The organism is Acinetobacter sp. Swhac1 (genome assembly GCF_013390985.1).
In the GTDB taxonomy this organism is placed as follows: domain Bacteria; phylum Pseudomonadota; class Gammaproteobacteria; order Pseudomonadales; family Moraxellaceae; genus Acinetobacter; species Acinetobacter towneri.
Window position 1 is genome coordinate 1 of record NZ_JACASN010000013.1, and the last position, 18,533, is coordinate 18,533.

The 18,533-nt window shown below is 38.3% G+C and carries 10 protein-coding genes and 2 pseudogenes; 8 read left to right on the forward strand and 4 right to left on the reverse strand.

Features of this window, described 5'->3' with window-relative positions:
- Nucleotides 1–1,244 (reverse strand): Ig-like domain-containing protein (locus HX743_RS08345; protein ID WP_178318963.1); only part of this gene is annotated, 1,244 nt, incomplete at its 3' end.
- 258 nt (nucleotides 1,245–1,502) lie between these two features.
- Between HX743_RS08345 and HX743_RS08350 the strand changes: the two genes are divergently transcribed.
- Nucleotides 1,503–2,540: a L,D-transpeptidase gene (locus HX743_RS08350; protein WP_136695037.1), complete on the forward strand. Its 1,038-nt coding sequence runs from the start codon at nucleotides 1,503–1,505 to the stop codon at nucleotides 2,538–2,540.
- A 56-nt stretch (nucleotides 2,541–2,596) separates the two neighbouring features.
- On the opposite strand, the pseudogene HX743_RS08355 reads toward HX743_RS08350, so the two are convergent.
- Nucleotides 2,597–3,537: pseudogene (locus tag HX743_RS08355) on the reverse strand (IS5 family transposase).
- A 146-nt stretch (nucleotides 3,538–3,683) separates the two neighbouring features.
- On the opposite strand from HX743_RS08355, the gene HX743_RS08360 reads away from it, so the two are divergent.
- The 6 genes and pseudogenes from HX743_RS08360 (at nucleotide 3,684) to HX743_RS08385 (ending at nucleotide 12,108) form a co-directional block, all read left to right on the forward strand.
- The gene (locus tag HX743_RS08360) at nucleotides 3,684–4,316 is read left to right on the forward strand and encodes a hypothetical protein (RefSeq protein WP_227515211.1); all 633 of its coding nucleotides are present in this window, start codon (nucleotides 3,684–3,686) and stop codon (nucleotides 4,314–4,316) included.
- Nucleotides 4,313–6,493 (forward strand): hypothetical protein, encoded by a 2,181-nt coding sequence (locus HX743_RS08365; protein ID WP_070153700.1) that lies wholly within the window; start codon nucleotides 4,313–4,315, stop codon nucleotides 6,491–6,493. Before HX743_RS08360 ends, HX743_RS08365 begins: the two co-directional genes overlap by 4 nt.
- Entirely contained in the window at nucleotides 6,490–9,447 is a 2,958-nt protein-coding gene (locus HX743_RS08370) for a tyrosine-type recombinase/integrase (protein ID WP_178318964.1), read from the forward strand. Before HX743_RS08365 ends, HX743_RS08370 begins: the two co-directional genes overlap by 4 nt.
- A gap of 282 nt (nucleotides 9,448–9,729) precedes the next feature.
- Nucleotides 9,730–9,867 (forward strand): annotated as a pseudogene (locus HX743_RS08375) (type II toxin-antitoxin system HipA family toxin); the annotation flags it as partial.
- Nucleotides 9,868–10,504: 637 nt separating this feature from the next.
- Nucleotides 10,505–10,822 carry a helix-turn-helix domain-containing protein gene (locus tag HX743_RS08380; protein ID WP_004883943.1) on the forward strand — a complete coding sequence of 106 codons (318 nt, stop codon included), beginning with the start codon at nucleotides 10,505–10,507 and terminating at the stop codon, nucleotides 10,820–10,822.
- Nucleotides 10,819–12,108, forward strand: coding sequence for a type II toxin-antitoxin system HipA family toxin (locus HX743_RS08385; RefSeq protein WP_178318965.1), 1,290 nt, complete (start codon nucleotides 10,819–10,821; stop codon nucleotides 12,106–12,108). Before HX743_RS08380 ends, HX743_RS08385 begins: the two co-directional genes overlap by 4 nt.
- Before the next feature lie 17 nt (nucleotides 12,109–12,125).
- On the opposite strand, the gene HX743_RS08390 is transcribed toward HX743_RS08385, so the two are convergent.
- Both HX743_RS08390 and HX743_RS08395 read right to left on the reverse strand, forming a co-directional pair.
- Nucleotides 12,126–15,473, reverse strand: a complete 3,348-nt coding sequence (locus HX743_RS08390) for a DEAD/DEAH box helicase (protein WP_178318966.1) — start codon at nucleotides 15,471–15,473, stop codon at nucleotides 12,126–12,128.
- 166 nt (nucleotides 15,474–15,639) lie between these two features.
- Nucleotides 15,640–16,878 carry a hypothetical protein gene (locus HX743_RS08395; protein ID WP_178318967.1) on the reverse strand — a complete coding sequence of 413 codons (1,239 nt, stop codon included), beginning with the start codon at nucleotides 16,876–16,878 and terminating at the stop codon, nucleotides 15,640–15,642.
- A 213-nt stretch (nucleotides 16,879–17,091) separates the two neighbouring features.
- Here HX743_RS08395 and HX743_RS08400 point away from each other — a divergent pair, with 213 nt between their 5' ends.
- Nucleotides 17,092–18,462 (forward strand): phosphomannomutase CpsG, encoded by a 1,371-nt coding sequence (locus tag HX743_RS08400; RefSeq protein WP_178318968.1) that lies wholly within the window; start codon nucleotides 17,092–17,094, stop codon nucleotides 18,460–18,462.
- Nucleotides 18,463–18,533: the final 71 nt, after the last annotated feature.

Genomic DNA, 18,533 nt, shown 5'->3' on the forward strand with positions numbered 1-18,533 from the left:
GGTGCAGTATTTGTTATCGTAATGGTTTCAATTGCTTGACTAGTACCGCCATGACCATCGCTGATGGTGTATGGGAAGCTAACTTGACCCACAAATCCTGTATTTGGAGTAAAGGTGATGGTGCCATCAGCAGCAACAGTCACAACGCCATTGGTTACAGGAATGCTCTGTGCTGTACCTGGTGTCAGGGTGACGCCGTTAATGCTGGTAATGCTTAAGGCGTCATTTTCTGGATCGGTATCACCTTGTAGTGGATTGAGAACCACTGGGGTGTTGTGCGGCGTGGTGTAGTTATCATTCACCGCAGCAGGTGCAGTATTTGTTATCGTAATGGTTTCAATTGCTTGACTAGTACCGCCATGACCATCGCTGATGGTGTATGGGAAGCTAACTTGACCCACAAATCCTGTATTTGGAGTAAAGGTGATGGTGCCATCAGCAGCAACAGTCACAACGCCATTGGTTACAGGAATGCTCTGTGCTGTACCTGGTGTCAGGGTGACGCCGTTAATGCTGGTAATGCTTAAGGCGTCATTTTCTGGATCGGTATCACCTTGTAGTGGATTGAGAACCACTGGGGTGTTGTGCGGCGTGGTGTAGCTATCATTCACTGCAACAGGGGGGGTATTTCCTGTTAGTGTAGATACAGACAATGGCATCCAACTTCCACCGCCCAAACCATGTTCAAAAGGCTTAATAACTGATAAGGATGCTGGATATTCAATCCCTAAAGGTGGAATATTATCGACCACCCTATTCAGCATCAAAGGGTTAATGCCATCAGCTATAGAAGTTTCACCCACTCTAGCAATCTGGACAAAACGGTGGCCGCCTTGTGTTGCCTCAGGATCACCCTCAAAAGACTCTCCTGCAATTTCAACGTAATCTTTACCCTCTTTTTTGAATACGCGACCGTCGTCTAAGCGAACAACATCATTTTGTTGTTCAGATTCATTCATTTGCTGAAATGATTTTGCAAAATTTACAATTTTGTCGATATCTGAATTTGACTCGACCAGTAAGGAATTAAGACTGAAATTACCATCGTTATTGATTAAATCTTTGCCGTGTATTTCGACTACACGACCATTTGAAAGCTGCAATACGACATTGCTTTCTTCAGAAAGATGCAATACATCCTTTGCCTGAAGTTTCGCCCCTTTTTTTAGAATTAATTTTTTATTTGTATTGGAAAAGCGCCAAACATCACCGTCAACCGAGATTACTTTTACTGTTGTATTCATTTATAACTTTACCTCAATTTAAATGTTTAGCCATATCAATTATTTATGCCTATATGGCTAAATTTATTTAGCGCGGACACGAAATTATCCTAGTTTAGTTAATTAATATACAATATTAGTGTTACAGTCCATATACATTTACCTTCTTAAGTTGGCATTTTTTTAACTAAAATTATTACAAAGGCGCATTTATTTAACTTTATTTAAACTATTGGTTTTGTCATTTTGATAAATCGTTTTACCTTGGGATTAGCTACTATGTTGAGTCGTTTCTTAATTATTTGCTTGAGTAATATCTGTATTTTTTCAACTTATGCAAACGCACGAGAACCGCACAGTCTACTTAGTATTTCAACTAATGATCAGAACAATTTGGCATTGTTAAATCAACCCAGCACATGGTCTTTAGATAATCTAAATAAAGCTGAATGGTCAGACAATCTTGAAAAAGGCTATCTTCCTGTTTACGCAAAATTACAAGTGCTGTTAAGTCGTCATTATTCATCTCCAGGGGCAATTGATGGCACATTGGGATTAAATACCGTTAAAGCCATTTCGGCTTTTCAGATCATGAAGGGTTTAAGTGGTGACGGAGTGTTAGATGCAAATACTTGGCGGCTTTTAAATGAAGATACGACTCATCCGACGTTTATTGAGTACACCATTACCGCACAAGACTTGAAGGGGCCTTATGCTCAATCTATTCCTGTAGATTATGCTGAACAATCAAAGATGCGAGGTTTGTATTACACTCGCGTGACTGAAATGCTCGGTGAAAAATTTCACATGGATGAATTGTTTTTACAAAAAATAAATTCAGGCGCAAGTTTTAATAAAGTCGGTGAAAAGATTATTGTGGCAAATGTGAAAAACACGTTGCCAAAAAATATAAAAATGATTATCGCGCACAAAGGCTCAAAACAATTATATTTGCTTGATCAACAAAATAAGATGATTGCTTCTTTTCCTGCAACCATTGGTAGTGAAGATAATCCCTCACCATCTGGCACTCATGTGATTGGGAGCATTGTGCCAAATCCACACTACAGCTATAACCCTAAGAATTTTATTCAAGGCAAAAATCTTAAACCTCTTAGTTTACCGCCCGGACCGAATAATCCAGTTGGAAATATTTGGATTGGTTTATCTCGACCTTCTTTTGGAATTCATGGTACGCCAAACCCTGCTTTAATTTCTAAAACAGCTTCGCATGGGTGTATTCGATTGACCAATTGGGACGCAAATAATTTGTCTAAAATTGTTCGCAAAGGCATGACTGTCAGATTTTTGGAGTAGAAGCGGCTTTGTTGCACAAAGATTTTAAATGCAAAGCGCCCCTAATTGAGCCAAATTTAAGGCGTAACTTGGGTAAGTGGTCGACCTAATTCCGTAAATCTGTTAAGGACGACTACACGTGCATGGATCTCATTCACTTGGCTATCAAAACTCCTTGCACTGAGCTTATCTCCTAATAATTTGATGCAATGCATCTTAGTTTCAACCAAACTTCGCCGATGATAGCCTGACCATTTTTTCCAGAGTGTCCTGCCTAAACGTGTAACTGTTCGAAGTCATTCGTTTCGCTCTAGCGAGCTATTCTTTGTATCTTTCCATAGTTTCGCATTTTTTCTAGGTGGAATCACCGCATGCGCTTGCCGATCTGCAATGACCTGACGGCATTGCTTGGTGTCATAAGCTCCATCGGTATAAACAGAATCAATCCGCTCATCTTGTGGAATCTGATTAAGTAAATCACCAAGCACCTGTGAATCACTGACATTATTGGTTGTGAGCTGAATAGCGCGTATTTGTAGGGTTTTAGCATCTATACCAATATGTAGTTTACGCCATTGGCGACGATATTCAGGTCCATGTTTCTTTCGTTTCCATTCGCCCTCACCTAGAAAGTTCATGCCTGTAGAGTCCATGAGTAGATGCAGCCCATCGCTACTTTTTTGGTAGCTGATTACAATATCAATATGCTTTTGTCTTCTACAAAGCGTGGTGTAAGAATATCACTGATATTCGGGGCTGCTCATCCGCAAAGTTTAATCAGACTTTGCACAAAGCCAGTGACCATACGTAAAGACAGACGGAATAAGGATTTAATCATTAAGCAGCATTGGATGGCTGCGTCGGAGTAGGTTTGATTTCGCCCTTGTTTGCCTTTTGATGGCGCATACCATTGCGTAGCAGGATCAAACCAAATGGCAATATTTCCGCGACTCATGAGTGCTCGGTTGTATGCGGGCCAATTGGTTGTGCGGTAGATTTTGTGTGTAGGCTTCTTCATTTGAAAATTATATCGCTGAAAAAGCCTTTACAGATAGGTTTGTGCAACAAAGCCCTAAAAAGATTAAAAACACTATATATAGTGAAATTTACAATTTAATAACACAATATAGGGCGCACAACCCTTGACTCTCCTATAAAAAATACGTGAATATTATAGCTTATTTTTCAGCCACTTGGCATAAATATGGGGAGACATCAGCATATGTCTATAAAAAAAAAGCTATTGAAAGTCATCGTGTATCTTCAAAAAACTTACAATTAATGTGTTATCCAAAATGTATGCATGCCTACCAAATCTGGATTGCTCTATTTTTTCAGCTTAATGAGAAACAGCAAAACTATCATTTGGATTTTACTTTTCAACAAAAAGTCGACATTCCTGTTCTGACAACAGACAAACCTGATCACTATTTTTTTAGTAGTCATTTCAGCTGGATCTATGCCTATTCTTACAACAAGAATAAAAATGAATTTAAGTTCAGAGCTTATGAAAAAAATAATTCCTACGAATTCACCATCCAGGCTTTAAGCGAAGTAAAGGCCTTACTGTGTTCCGGATTACACCACTCCATTCATGGCTTAGACATCATTGCAAATTGGCTAAATGAAGAATACTTAGCTGCACATCTTCAGGAAGTTTTCGGTCAGAAAGTTTTAACTATCAATTATCTACGAGAATTATCAGGACTGTCTAAATCCAAAAGTCCAGTAAGTTCTATTTCAAATTATGCTGGTCCACTTTCATTAGAAAAAATTCTGGCTGGAATATCATCATGAACGGATATAGTTACTTAGAAGATACTCAAGAATTAAAGCTTGAGCCGTTTCGATACTTCTATCAAGCACTGGCGAAAGCAAAGCTGGAAAATTATCAGGATTCTATCAAACTCAATGACTTCATTAAACCTACTGAAATCGTTGAAATCAACAATATTATAAATCAAAAACTTGCAGACAAATCAATCAGTGACTACCCTCTGGTTCATTATCTTGTTGCAGTTATTAACACCCCATCAGCATATCAATCAACTGCACTGAAATGGGCTATTTTCAATACTCAATGTATCGAGTTACTGAATAGTAAAGAACATACAGCAACTGTAGCTAATCTATGTAGGCGTTTTCGTTTAGCAAGTACAAAGAAAGAATACTATTGGCTTTACAATTTTTTACCGTCTCTTCCAATTGAATTAGAAGAGCTAGTTAAATTTCTAAAAAATACTGAGACTGAAAATGGGGAATTATTTGACGAATCTAAAGAGAGTTTAGAGAAAAGGGAAATGGGCCAACTGGCAGAAATCCGCGTTATTTATACGTATACCCATACTCAATCAGAACGTCAAAAAAGAAATCGTCAAAGTAATCCAAACATCCCAAAACCGTCTCAAACTGACGTTAAAAAGACATTAAGAATTTCACTTGATGGAGAAAAAACATATCAAACTCATTTTGAGCGAGGTGTGGCAAAACAGCCCCTTGAGGATAAAACTGTAGAAAAAGTTGAAGATCATAACTTTGAATTTACTGGATTAGAGCAACATTCTGTCACTGCCCAAATCGTAAATCTGAAAAGTAAAATTCTGCATCAAAACAAGAATGAGCTAATGAGCAAGCCGAATCCTCGGGTCTTCGATTTGCCTACCGCACAGTACATTATGCAAATTTTATTAGAACAGGCAGAAAACTCTCCAATTCATACCCTGCTTTTATTTTCAGTCCTCAGTCTTACTCATTATAAAGATCTGCCGGTATTTCAAAAAAATTTACGAGTCAGTACAAAAAACAAAGAAGTATCACTGCAACCCCAAAAATGTTTCTTTAAGCAAAGCTTTGAAGTCTCTAAATTCAAGGATTTTGTTTTAAGAAAACATCGGTTGAATACCGTGAATTCTTTTACGATTCCTCTGCCTCAATATTATCTGGAAAATCTAAGTCAGTTGAAAAAAATGGATGGTGTTGAGATTGATTCCAAGATACAGGAGTATTTACAAAAAATTAATAAAGGGCTGACCTTCCAGTTAACAACACAAAATCTTCCGCGCTTACTCAGTGATATTGCATTGAATGAACTTGAGTATGAACTGGAAAGCAAATTGCTTAATGGAGAAAGTGTTCAGCACTATATTCCATGCCATTACTCTTCAACACAAATCGTGGATATTATTAATATTTATACTCAAATTCTAACTTTGACTGTTCCTCAGCTGGAAACTGAATATCTTGAAGAATTCAGTAACCCGCATTCTTTTGGTAGTCAGCAGACACCTAATCTACCATTTGTTAAATCATTTTTTCACCAGCTTGACCAACGAGTGCGGGAACATCCGAATCCATTTCAGACGTTAAATCATTATTCAATCTGGCTGTGGCATATTTGCATGCTGATAACGTCAGCACGACCAAGTGAGTCTTTCCCACCCAATCTAGATTATCTTGACCTCGACAATCAATTGATGGCTGTTGCAGATAAAGAGCAGCGTTATTCGGGCACCATTGGACGATATCTACCATTTAACGATTATCTTCGTGATGAAATACAGCATTACCTAAAATATTTAAAATACTTTCTCCACCTCACAAAGGCCTATCTGTCCAATGAACAAGTACAAGCAATCCATGAGGTCTTCGAGGGTGAACGCCCCTTTCTATTATTTTACGATCCACAAGGAGATATCCGAAATTTAGAACTTTCTGATATTCAAAAATTCTGTACAGAAATAGCCCTTCAGCGCAATTGGACCCGCCACTTTGCTCGTTATTTTTTTGCCCAATACTGCAATGAAGATATAGTTAAGGGCATCTTTGGTCATGACGAAGCAATGCAAGGACTGTTTGACCGCTATTCAGCTTTTCAGGCGACTGATTACGATCAAATCAGAACAGCACAAGATAAGCTAATTGAAATATTAGAGCTTAAAAGTATGTCGACATTCAACGGGTTCATGATTAAATGAGCAGACATCCACACTCGCTAAAACGATTAAAAAAGCATAGAGAGAGAAAAGTGTTTCTTTTGCAATTATTTAGCGAAAAATTCACAAAACTGACACCCGAAAACTATCCAGAAATTTTTCGACAAGTTGACGATCGACTTTTAGAGCACTATAAGTCAAATATCCGAAGCTACCAGATAGCACGTATAGAATTTGCTAAATATATTAAGCGCTTTAATCGTTCATCGAATCAAAACTATCCGGTGCCCGCCGCTCCCATTAAGCACGAAAGAACTCCTCCCGAGCAAAATATTGAAACCTTAAAACATGGTAAAAAAGTTACTCAATTTGCCCAAAATATGATTGCTTACTGGACAAAACATAATGACTTCAGTCTAACTCAATCACTTGGCTTCTGTTTGATCAGTTCAATATTATTTAATGGCATTTATAATGAGAACGAACTACAAAAGTTTTTAAAAATCATTTTAAAAACAAAGAAATTTCAAAGTTTTTTAAACCTGAATCATATTGTTTCACTTGATATCCCGAACCGGAATTTCGGTAATCAGCGTATATATGACCCTGATTTTTCAGTCAGCTATACCAAAACGTTTGTGCTACACGACATTGTGAAATGCTGGATCTACAGACTAAAACATCAAAAATTTGATTTATTTTCGGATATTGAAGATGCAGAACATCTGATTAACGCTTGTATTATTGAATGCTTCCCTGAGGAAAAGGTGCGTTGTAAAGACCTGTTAAAATACGGTTTTTACTATACACAGTTCCTGAAAAACAGCGGGCTGGATCAAATGTCCATTTGTATCTTAAAAAATGAAATTTATAGTTCCAGTCCTCTCGAAAAACAATTAGCAGCTTATTTTAGTCAGCCTGAACCCACGCCTACCCATACGATTCAGGAAGTTTATGAAAACCCTCAAGACCAGTCTAAAGTCACTATTGCATTAGATGTTGCCGATATTTTAGTAGAAATACGTCAAGCTATTCGTGCAAAAAACTATAGCGATCAACTCATAGAATTATATGCTAAAGAACAATCTCCAGCCTTGGAACGTTTGCTGCTGTGGAGCATACTACGCTCAAAATTAACGGAACCTCAACTGGACCTTCTAAATCATATTATTCAGCAGCAGCAACGATTTAAGCGCAAGCTTATACGTGCAGATTTTCAGCCGCTCAAGCAAAGTTCTCTGAAGACCATGTTTTCACAGTTTGCAGTCCATTGGCTGCAGGCAACGCAAGACAAAGATATTTCATCATTTTCAGATGCTGATTTTGAAGATCTGTATGGAGAAATGCTTCTATTAAAGAAAGAAACAACTAGAGCAACTCTACAAAAACGTCTACAGGAGTTTCATCACAAACAGACCTTATTTTTTAACGCACCCACTGTTGATCTGGATAATTTAATCCAGGTAAAAATCTGCAGAACCGCATTGATCTCGCCCCATATTTTTCACCACATGCTAGAGCAGCTCGAAAATACTCAAAATATTTCGATTCAGGATAAAAATATATTTAAACTGATTTTTATTTTGGGGTTCAGAGTCGGACTACGGATCAATGAAACATTGAATATCTTCGTACGTGATCTATTTATTAGTGAAGATGCTATGATAATCACTATTCGCAACAATCGCAATAAAAATCAAAAAAGCTACTCAGCTTACCGCAAGATTCCCCTGCATCATCTACTTAAAGCCGACGAATTACATGCATTTAAAACATATAGTCTGAATAGAAAACGTCTGCTAAAAGAACAAGGAAAATCAGTTGCACAACCGCTGTTTTTAAAACAGTCCTTAGAAGAAACTCATGAAAATGAAGTGAATTCCCTATTGAAACAATTGATCCAGCCAGTTTTTGGAGAACACAATTTTACTTACCATAGTCTGCGCCATTCTGCATTTAATCATCTTTACCTGATTTTAAAAAACTCAACACTTTCAGATGCATTTACTGACTATAGCCCACATGAGCAATTACGTATCCGTTATGCATTGTTGCGAAACAGAAATACTCAGCAAACCTGGTATGCACTTTCTCATTTTGCCGGGCACCTAACCCCTGACACGACCTGTTCAAGCTATCTGCATTTAATGCATCTGGCAATTAGCTACCAGCTGAATCAAATGCACAGCCCACTTCCTAAAGAAGCCTATTTTAATATTCTGAAACATGATGATGCTATTAAATATCCTGTTCAGCAACGGGCGATCAAACAGTTTTTATTTGATCAACTCACTAAAGACCGTTACAGGCAACATGATCATCAATATAAACCAGAACAACAGAAATCGCCTGATTCACTGATGCTAGGAGCTCATGACTCAGAGATGACTTTTGAATTATTGCATCACATTCTTGCAGTAGAAAAAGAGCAAGATCTTCTGTTACCTGAAGCCATTCCTTTGCAAATCGCGCAAAAATTACGTGCCAGAGCCCTACATTTGAAAACCTCCTGTGTAAACCAAAAAAAATCATCGAGGTTATTTACCACAGATTTTTTAAGGAAAACTCCGAATGCATTGGTCACCATGTTGCCAACCAATCAGGAGGAAAAAAAAGTCATTCAACATGTTCAGGAGCGTTATGCAAATGTACAAAGTAAATACAAAAAACAGCTTCATACGATCTACTCAATTTATCTTGAAAAAGTTCAGCCCAATTCAGCCCAGTTAATTTTTGAACTGAATGAAAAACGGCAACTGAAGAAACTTCTTTCTTTTATTCATAGTTTATTTCCGAAAAAATATCTTCATTTAGAACTCTCTCAACAGAGCAAGACAGAGCTCAAAAAGACATTACAGGATTTAACATTACGGGCAGAAAACTTCAGCTTGAATGAAAATGAAAGGCGAATTAAATTCTGCTTCAAAAGTAAAGATGCAAAAGTACTTGGGGTATTCAAGTTACTGATGTATCTCATGATAGTTTCTCATCTTTAAGCTGCTTGTAATAAAAATTTGAACTCTGAGCAACGATAATCAAATAGTATAAACTCTAGGGGCTTTGTTGCACAAAGATTTCCTAACTATATGATTTTATAGGATTTGATTGTTTTTCAGTCAGGATTTTAATTTAATAAAATCAATGGCTTATATATTTATGCAAGGCTTTGTTGCATAAATATTTTGCAAGATGCTGATTTTTAAGGGTTTTCCTAAAATTTTAATAAAAATAAATATAATAAAATCATAGTGTTAGCTATTTGTGCAACAAAGCCCTATGAAATTATTAGTTCGATTTGTAAGGTTGTAATCCGATTCAGGAATATCGCTCATGATCTATTACCTAGACAAATTCAAGCAGAGACTCTCCAAATGATCCAAAATAGGATTGAGCATAATATTCATTTATTGAATTGAATATAAAACATTTTCATGAGGATTAACAATCATTATATTAAATCATATACTGTTGTTATTTTTCATGAAAATCAGTATTAAAACATAGGTGACTTTTATAGACAAAAATTTCCAATATAAAGTGACCAAAATACCCTTAAATGATCTAAATTGCTAAAAATTTTGCCCCACTAAAAACTAATCACATTCAATTAAATCATATACTTAAAATTAACATCATTTAATGGTATAAATCTCGGTGACCTTGCCAAGGTTGGGGTCGCGAGTTCGAGTCTCGTTTCCCGCTCCAGATTCTAAAAGCCTCAGTTGAATGACTGGGGCTTTTTTATTGTTGTTTTATTCAATATTTTACTTCATAAGAAATTTTTATACTTAAAAAGTATGTTTACAAAAGTGCTCTTTCAAAACTGTGAACAAAAAACCGTGTAGATGATGCTCCAGAGTATCAATCATACAAGATAAAAAAAACTCCAAAACAAAAGATAGTATTAGCTACTACTAAGTGGCTTATGTTAAACAAGATCAGCTTGCCTAGATCCTAAATATTGATGCCGCGGAGCCTGTTAATAATTTCTGTCATTGCTTCTTAATAAAAAAGCAACTAATATGCTTCTTATACCACCAAAAAGCAATAAATATGTCTACACTAAATAAGTCTTTACTACAGCAAGTCAAAAAAAGACGAACCCTATTGGGTTTAAAGCAAGTTGATATGCAATCACGTACAGGCATTTCAAGACAGCAGTACCAAAAACTGGAAAGTCAAGGCAATCCTCGATTAGATACCTTAGAAATTATTGCGGCAGGACTAAATGCTCAACTGATGCTCATCCCAGATGATAAGGTTCATTTGATTAGACAATTATTGAATGATGAAATTAAAGTCACTATTGAAGATCAAGATGACTTAATGTCTAACCCATGGAAAGGTCTTCTCGGAGGAGAGGAACCATGAATACTGTTGCAGTCCTGAAATTAACATTACATCACGTTGTCGTTGGATACTTGGCAGGATTTCAGAGCGGAAAAAATATTCTGGTTTTCACAGATTCTTTTCACTTGGATCAGCAACGTTCGACCTTGAGCCTGCTGACTTCCCCTTTATATCCTCAAGCGGATAAGATTTTAGAAAAGACCTATGTTACACATCAGCGCTTACACCCCTTGCTATCAAATCTGCTACCAGAAGGTGCATTACGCGAACTCATAGCACAAAGCCTCAAAATACATATAGACAATGAATTTCAGTTATTGGCAGCTTTAGGTCATGACTTACCTGGGGCACTGATTGCAACCCCAGTAGATCCAGAAGAAATCCCAGATGGAATAAAATTTAAGCTTCAGATCTCGAATCCAGATCAGATATTAAAACAAGAGATTCGGACAAATAATAAGTTTTCCTTGGCTGGCGTCCAAATGAAGTTTTCCATGAAAGCCAAAGATGGGCGTTTTACATTAGCACAGGCAACGGAATCCAACCTACTCGGTGATTGGATTGTCAAAACTCCTTCTACCAGACATGCTTTTGTTCCGCTGAATGAATACTCTATGATGATCCTTGCCAAAATGGTCGGAATAGATATCCCAGAGATTCGTTTGGTAGATATGGCACTCTTACAAGACCTTCCACCATTAAATCTACCCCAAGAGCAATATGCTTTTGCAATTAAGAGATTCGATAGGCAGAGTACTGCTAATACTACAGAGCTTATTCATATTGAAGATTTTGCTCAGATCTTTGGTTCATATCCACACCAGAAATACAGCACCACAAATTATGAGCAGATCGGTAAGATCATTTATCACTATTCAGATAACAAAATTTTTGATATTCAGCAATTTGCCAGCCGTTTACTCGTCAATATTTTACTCGCCAATGGAGATGCACACTTAAAGAACTGGAGTATGATTTATCACGATAAAACAACGCCAAGATTATCCCCTGCATACGATATATTGATGACAAGTGTATATATTGAAAATGAGCGTCATTTCGCCTTAAATCTTGCCAAAAATAAAGATTGGTATTTAGCTGAGATGAAACACTTTGAACAATGGGCTGAAAAAGTCGGTGTTCCATGGCGTGTTATTGAAAAACAACTTCACGCGATCATGGACAAAGCACGGTCGGTATGGCCAGTGCTATTACTAGACTTACCTATGATTTCTGTTCATAAAGAAAAATTAAGAGAACATTGGAAAAAATTGCATCCAGACTTTCAGATACTTACAGATGATTAGGGTAATCTGAAACCAAACTAAAATTTCTCAAACAAGTTCATCACGTCATTTTCCGTCAGTTTCGCTTCGCCTTCATGATCTGTACTTAGAATAGAGTGTGCCAGTTCTGCTTTATTTTGCTGTAAGGCAAGAATTTTTTCTTCTATGCTTTTATTAGTAATCAGCTTATAGACAAATACCGGCTTGTCCTGTCCAATCCGCCATGCACGATCTGAAGCTTGATCTTCAGCAGCAGGGTTCCACCATGGATCATAGTGAATGACCGTATCTGCGGCAGTTAGATTCAAACCGACCCCTCCTGCTTTCAGACTGATTAAAAATACCGGCACTTGTCCAGACTGAAACGCTGTAATGACTTCATCTCGCTTTTTGGTCTTTCCAGTCAGCTTCACATAGCCAATTTCTGCGTGATGGAACTGTTGTTCAATCAGTTCCAACATTGAGGTAAACTGAGAGAAGATAAGAATTTTTCGCCCCTCTTCCACCATTGGAACGACCATATCCATCAACTGTTCAAGTTTGGCAGAATGCGCCTGCCCAATTTTCACTGAATCCAGCTTTAGTAAGCTAGGATGGCAGCACACCTGACGTAGCTTCAGTAAGGCATCTAAAATTTGAATTTGACTACGTTTAAAGCCTTTTTCTGCCACAATTTTCTGAATGCTTGCCTGCATCGTGGCACGAACAGCCTCATATAACTTGGATTGCTGGTCATTCATATCAATATTGACTTCAATCGTGGTTTTTTCTGGCAACTCTTTGGCTACGTCAGTTTTCAAGCGACGTAAAATGAAGGGCTTAATCCGGTTGACCAACTTTTGTCTTAACTGCTCATCACCGCGCTTTTCAATTGGATGACGGTACTTTTTATTAAAAATTTCTTGTGAATATAAAAATCCTGGCATCAGGAAATAAAATAGTGCCCACAGCTCACCCAAATGATTTTCCATAGGTGTACCGGTTAGACATAGACGATGTCGCGCTGTTAATTGCCGTACTACCTGTGCAGCTTTGGCGCGCGGATTTTTGATATTCTGCGCCTCATCCAAAATGAGTTGATGATATTCATATTGCTTTAGTTGCTCTTCATCTCTCGCCAGAAGCGGATAGGTGGTTAACACAATATCATAGTGCGGAATCTGCTCAAAATACTGATGGCGGTCGGGGCCTTGTAGCAGCAGTACCTTGAGCTCAGGAGTAAATTTTTCCGCTTCTTTGAACCAGTTATGCATCAGCGATGTGGGTGCAACAATTAAGGCGGGACTATCCTGCAAATATCCAGCCTGCTTTTCCATGAGTAAATGGGCTAAAGTTTGTGCTGTTTTCCCCAAGCCCATATCATCTGCCAGAATCCCGCCATGCTGGGTTTCCCTTAAAAACTGTAACCAGCCTAAGCCCTGCTGCTGGTATAGACGCAACTCCCCCTGAAAACCTTGTGGTGTCGGCAGTTGTTGCTGATAGCCTTGTTTGAATTTATGTACAAATTTCTGCAGGCGATCACTGACCTGCCATGTCATCCCAAGATTATGCTGCAATTCTAATAATTGACTCGCATCATAGCGATCAATACTGCGCTCTTCTTGCTGTAAAATGCTCTGCAGATGCAATAATACCGGCTTAATATCCCTAGCGGATAGCGCCAAATCAGGTTGATCAACTGCAGTTTTCACGGTGAAAATTTGACTGTCATGCAGATGAATAAAAGTCCGCGGATCAAGTAAATCAGGATTTACTCGCACCAAAGCTACGAGCGCATCAAGTAAATTATAAGAATTGCCTGCACTGTCTTGAACCGTCGCCCCGATATTGAACCAGTCCTGCTGGCCTTCAGATTCAGTGATAGAAATATTTAAATTTTCAACATATTGCAGGTTAAAGGGGCTGTTTTCCAGATGCTCTATCTGCCAGCCCATCAACTCAATTTGATTGATGGGCATCAGCTGTTTGATCCAGTCTCCATAGAAAGCAAAAACCATAGAATCGAGACGTTGTTTATCCAGTTTTAATTGCTGGTCATAACTAAGATCTTTCACCCACTTCAGTGATTCGACCAATAGCTGTAAACGCTGGATTGACTGTTGTTCCTGAACTAAGTCCCGAAGCTGTCGCACCATTTTGTCATGCTGCTCACCAATGAAACTGTCACCTGATGTACCTGCTTTAATTCGCCCGCCTGCATAGGAGAATTCAATTTCAGCACAAACAGACTCTTCCCATTTCCAATCAAATTTATCTAAAACACCGAAGCGTAAAATTGGCTGGGGACTACCCTCAAGGACATCAATATGCTGAATAGACTCGGGCTGAGGCAGATTTTTCACGTCTGAATATTGATGAGTCAGTTTCTCAAACTCTGGCAAGAGCATAGATGGAAGATCAGGCATCTGTAAAAAATGGTACAGAAGATTTGCCGTATATTCACCATATAACTGGCCCACCGTGTTCTGTTGAATATCCACATAACACGGTGGCTGGCTAGCGAGAATTTGGATATGTGGATTTGATTTTAAATCGAGTCGAATATCACCATTGACCAATTCAATATTTAAATGCTCTGTCTGTTTGTTTACACCTTGTTGCCAGATCAGTTCGATGTGATAGCCTTGTTCTGACCATTGAAGTGCAGTATGGCTCTTTTTTTGCCAGTACACATCGCCACTTTGAATAAAAGATTTGAAATGCTCCAATAAAATTCCGGAGATATCAAGATTGCTTTGATAAAAACGTTCGTCACTGTTTATTTTGGCATAATAATAAATCTGGTTAAATAATTGTCGTTTTTGTTCAGGTAAAGTCAGATGCTTTCTGGTGATATTTTCATATTGGGTATAATAACTTTCCCCCGCAATTGAGCCGTTTTTATTGCGTCTGGCCTTCTGAACATCAACTGTCAATTTCTTTAAGCTGACAGACTGATCTAACAGGTAAATTAAATAATTGTTTGTTTTGACAGATTGCTCTGGTTCAGTCTGTTGTAAATACCGTTTAAAATCATTCAACCAGCGCTGTGCCTGATCATCCCCCCGTAGGCGTTTTGCGATTCCCTGCGGGGATTGAGAGTCAGCATAACGCTGCTGAAATTCCTGGCGATATTCCTGAAAGAATAACCGCGCTAAAGCAGCAGCATGTTTACAGTTATATCCAACCGGACAAGTGCAGTCGTCATCAATTAAACGGTCCTTTTTAAGATTATAGGTAATTGCAGTATCGTAATAATCTGTCCCTTCAATTTGGGCATACATCGTAACCCCGTCTTTTTCCTCAAAGAACTCAATCGTTTCCCTATCAATGCGTTTAGCATAGCTAAGACTGCGCTGAAGAGTTGCTGTACTAAAGCGAGATAGAAAATTGATCAATGAGGACATAATTACCAGACACTAAAAATGTTTATACAATTATAACGGACAAAGGTGTCAATTCAGAATAGTAGCCGAACGGCCCAACCTGAGCATAACTTGGATTCACTCAAAAGGAATATTGTAAATAAAGACTACTTTTTGCATAAACATTCAAAGCCAAACCTCAATATGTCTACATCATCACAGCATGCATTTCCCACACATATTGACTGCGCATCAATTGCTTTAATTGTTTAAGGTCTTGATATTTTTCCAGTATCTCTTGCGCTCGAGCTAATTTTTGTTGAACATGTCGATAGTCTTGCTCATATTTTCGATACAAATCCTGCACTTTAATTTTACGGTTAGAATATAAAAACTGACTCCAATTAAAAGAGTAAATAATGTCATCTACTTGCATTTGCAAAGTTTCTAACTGTTCTTCTAAAAGCAGGTTATACGCTTTTAATTGTTGATTGGCGAAAGACAAATTATGCTGCTGACCCAACTGAATTTGCAAATTTAACAATGTCAATAAATCATTGGCTTCATAAGCCTGATTGGCTTGCTGCATCAATACGGTTTTTTCTTGTTTTTTCTGCTCATCTTGCTCACGATCTGGGTGAATCCACGCTGTAATTTTTAAGTAAATCGCTTTAATGGACTGATTTGCTAGTTTCTTGGCTTCTTCACGCTGTTGCTGTTTTTTTGCTGCTTTGGCTTTTTCACGGGCAATTTGCTGTTCGGCAAAAGCTTTTTGCGCACTACTCAACTGACTTAAAAAATCCAGCTCATCTTGTTCTTGCATTTTTTGTTCAAATTTTTTTATAAAGTCATCTAAATCTAATGGATCATGCTGAAAATCAAAAAAATCTAGATCTAGGTCATATTCTTCACAAAGAAAATGCTTCAAACTTTCTAGCTTGAGCTGTGCCAAGCGCTCTTGTTCAGACTCATCATGTTCAAAACTATTTTGTTCACATTGTTCAACATTTTCGTCTTCTGACTCTGTTGCTGTTTTAGCTTCAGATCTTAAATCCACATCATCTGTGTCTAGCAATTCAATATGATGCCCATAACTGTTCAGCAATTCTGTTAAAAACTGAACTTGTTCGGTAGACATCTGCTGCGAATCTAAGAGCTGTAAACTGAGTTGCTCAATTTTTTGAGCAAGTTTAGTTTGTTGGGCTGCCGTCATTTTTTGTTGTTTTTGCTGAAGCAATTGTTGAATTTGCTGAAATATAATTTCACGCAATTGCGTATAGGTTGGTAAAATTTCTCGGCTGGCTCGTGCCTGAATATCGGCTTGTGCGGTCTGCCATTCATTCAAACGTACTTGTTCCTGCTCAATTTTTTGACATAATTTCTGAAATTTTTTCTGTGGCGCAGAAAGTTTCTGCTCTGGCTCTAAAGTACTTTTCTGTAATTCCATCTTCAATCATATCGAACACATAAGTCTGAGCCGTATTTTAACCAACTTCTTACTCATTAAAAACACCTTTGCCCATCACCACGTCTTTTCTCATCCATAGTCTTTGACCTGAAACATCTTCAAGCAATTGATCTTCCATTCTATACAGCACATTACACACAGTTCGATTATCATAGGCAGCAATACGATTTTTCCAAATATTTAGGACAATACATGAGCACATTAACCTGTTTTAAAGCCTATGACATTCGCGGAAAATTGGGCACAGAACTCAATGAAGAGATTGCCTATAAAATTGGTCGTGCTTACGGACAAATTTACCAACCTAAAACCGTTGTAATTGGCTGCGATATTCGCCTTAGCAGCGAAGGCTTAAAGCAGGCCACCATTCGTGGTTTAAATGATGCAGGGGTCAATGTGCTCGACTTGGGAATGACAGGCACAGAAGAAGTCTATTTCGCAGCCTTTCATTTAGACGTGCAAGGTGGCATTGAAGTAACTGCCAGCCATAACCCCATGGACTACAACGGCATGAAACTGGTACGTGAAAATGCGCGCCCGATTAGTGCCGATACCGGCCTAAAAGACATTCAGGCTTTGGCAGAATCGGGCGAATTTACCCCAGTTGAGCACAAAGGTAGCACTCAAAGCTACAATATTTTGCCTCAATTTATTGACCATTTAATGACGTATATCGAGCCTAGCAAAATTCGCCCAATGAAACTGGTCATGAATGCAGGCAATGGCGCTGCAGGGCATGTGGTCGATGCAATTGAGCAAAAATTCAAAGCCCTGAATATCCCTGTTGAGTTTGTCAAAATTCATAATGATGCCGATGGCACCTTCCCAAATGGTATCCCCAACCCAATTTTAGTGGAAAACCGTGACAGTACCCGTAATGCCGTATTAGAACATCAAGCCGACATGGGCATTGCATGGGATGGTGACTTTGACCGCTGCTTCCTATTCGATGAAAAAGGTCAATTCATTGAAGGTTATTATATTGTTGGCTTATTGGCACAGGCATTTTTACTCAAACAAGCAGGCGAGAAAATCGTGCATGACCCACGTTTAGTCTGGAATACCTTTGATGTGGTCGCTCAATATCAGGGTGAAGCGATTCAATCTAAATCTGGGCATGCCTTTATTAAAGATGTGATGCGTGAACACAATGCTGTTTACGGCGGTGAAATGAGTGCACACCACTATTTTCGTGATTTTGCCTATTGTGACAGCGGCATGATTCCTTGGTTATTGGTGCTTTCTGTGTTGTCTGAAACAGGAGAATCGCTATCGAGTCTGGTCGAAGAAATGATTGCCAAGTTCCCATGTTCGGGCGAAATTAACTTTAAAGTAGCCGACACTCAAGCCACCATCAAAAAAATCTTTGAGCATTATGCCAGCCAAAACCCAGCGATTGATCAAACCGATGGCGTGAGTCTTGACTTTAGGGCATGGCGTTTGAATGTACGTGCGTCAAATACTGAGCCATTATTGCGCTTAAATATTGAAAGCCGTCGTGATCAAAACCCGCGCCCAATGCAGGACTATGTGGATGAGTTGACACAATTGATTCAAGCATAATCTGAAAATCAAAGCAATATAAAAAAGGGAGTCAAAACTGACTCCCGTTTTTATGCTCTAAACCTTGTGGC

Excerpts from the sequence above, each read along its gene's own strand:
- HX743_RS08350 (WP_136695037.1), top strand. The coding sequence starts at position 1,503 with ATGTTGAGTCGTTTCTTAATTATTTGCTTGAGTAATATCTGTATTTTT.
- HX743_RS08365 (WP_070153700.1), top strand. The coding sequence starts at position 4,313 with ATGAACGGATATAGTTACTTAGAAGATACTCAAGAATTAAAGCTTGAG.
- HX743_RS08370 (WP_178318964.1), top strand. The coding sequence starts at position 6,490 with ATGAGCAGACATCCACACTCGCTAAAACGATTAAAAAAGCATAGAGAG.
- HX743_RS08380 (WP_004883943.1), top strand. The coding sequence starts at position 10,505 with ATGTCTACACTAAATAAGTCTTTACTACAGCAAGTCAAAAAAAGACGA.
- HX743_RS08385 (WP_178318965.1), top strand. The coding sequence starts at position 10,819 with ATGAATACTGTTGCAGTCCTGAAATTAACATTACATCACGTTGTCGTT.
- HX743_RS08390 (WP_178318966.1), bottom strand. The coding sequence starts at position 15,473 with ATGTCCTCATTGATCAATTTTCTATCTCGCTTTAGTACAGCAACTCTT.
- HX743_RS08395 (WP_178318967.1), bottom strand. The coding sequence starts at position 16,878 with ATGGAATTACAGAAAAGTACTTTAGAGCCAGAGCAGAAACTTTCTGCG.
- HX743_RS08400 (WP_178318968.1), top strand. The coding sequence starts at position 17,092 with ATGAGCACATTAACCTGTTTTAAAGCCTATGACATTCGCGGAAAATTG.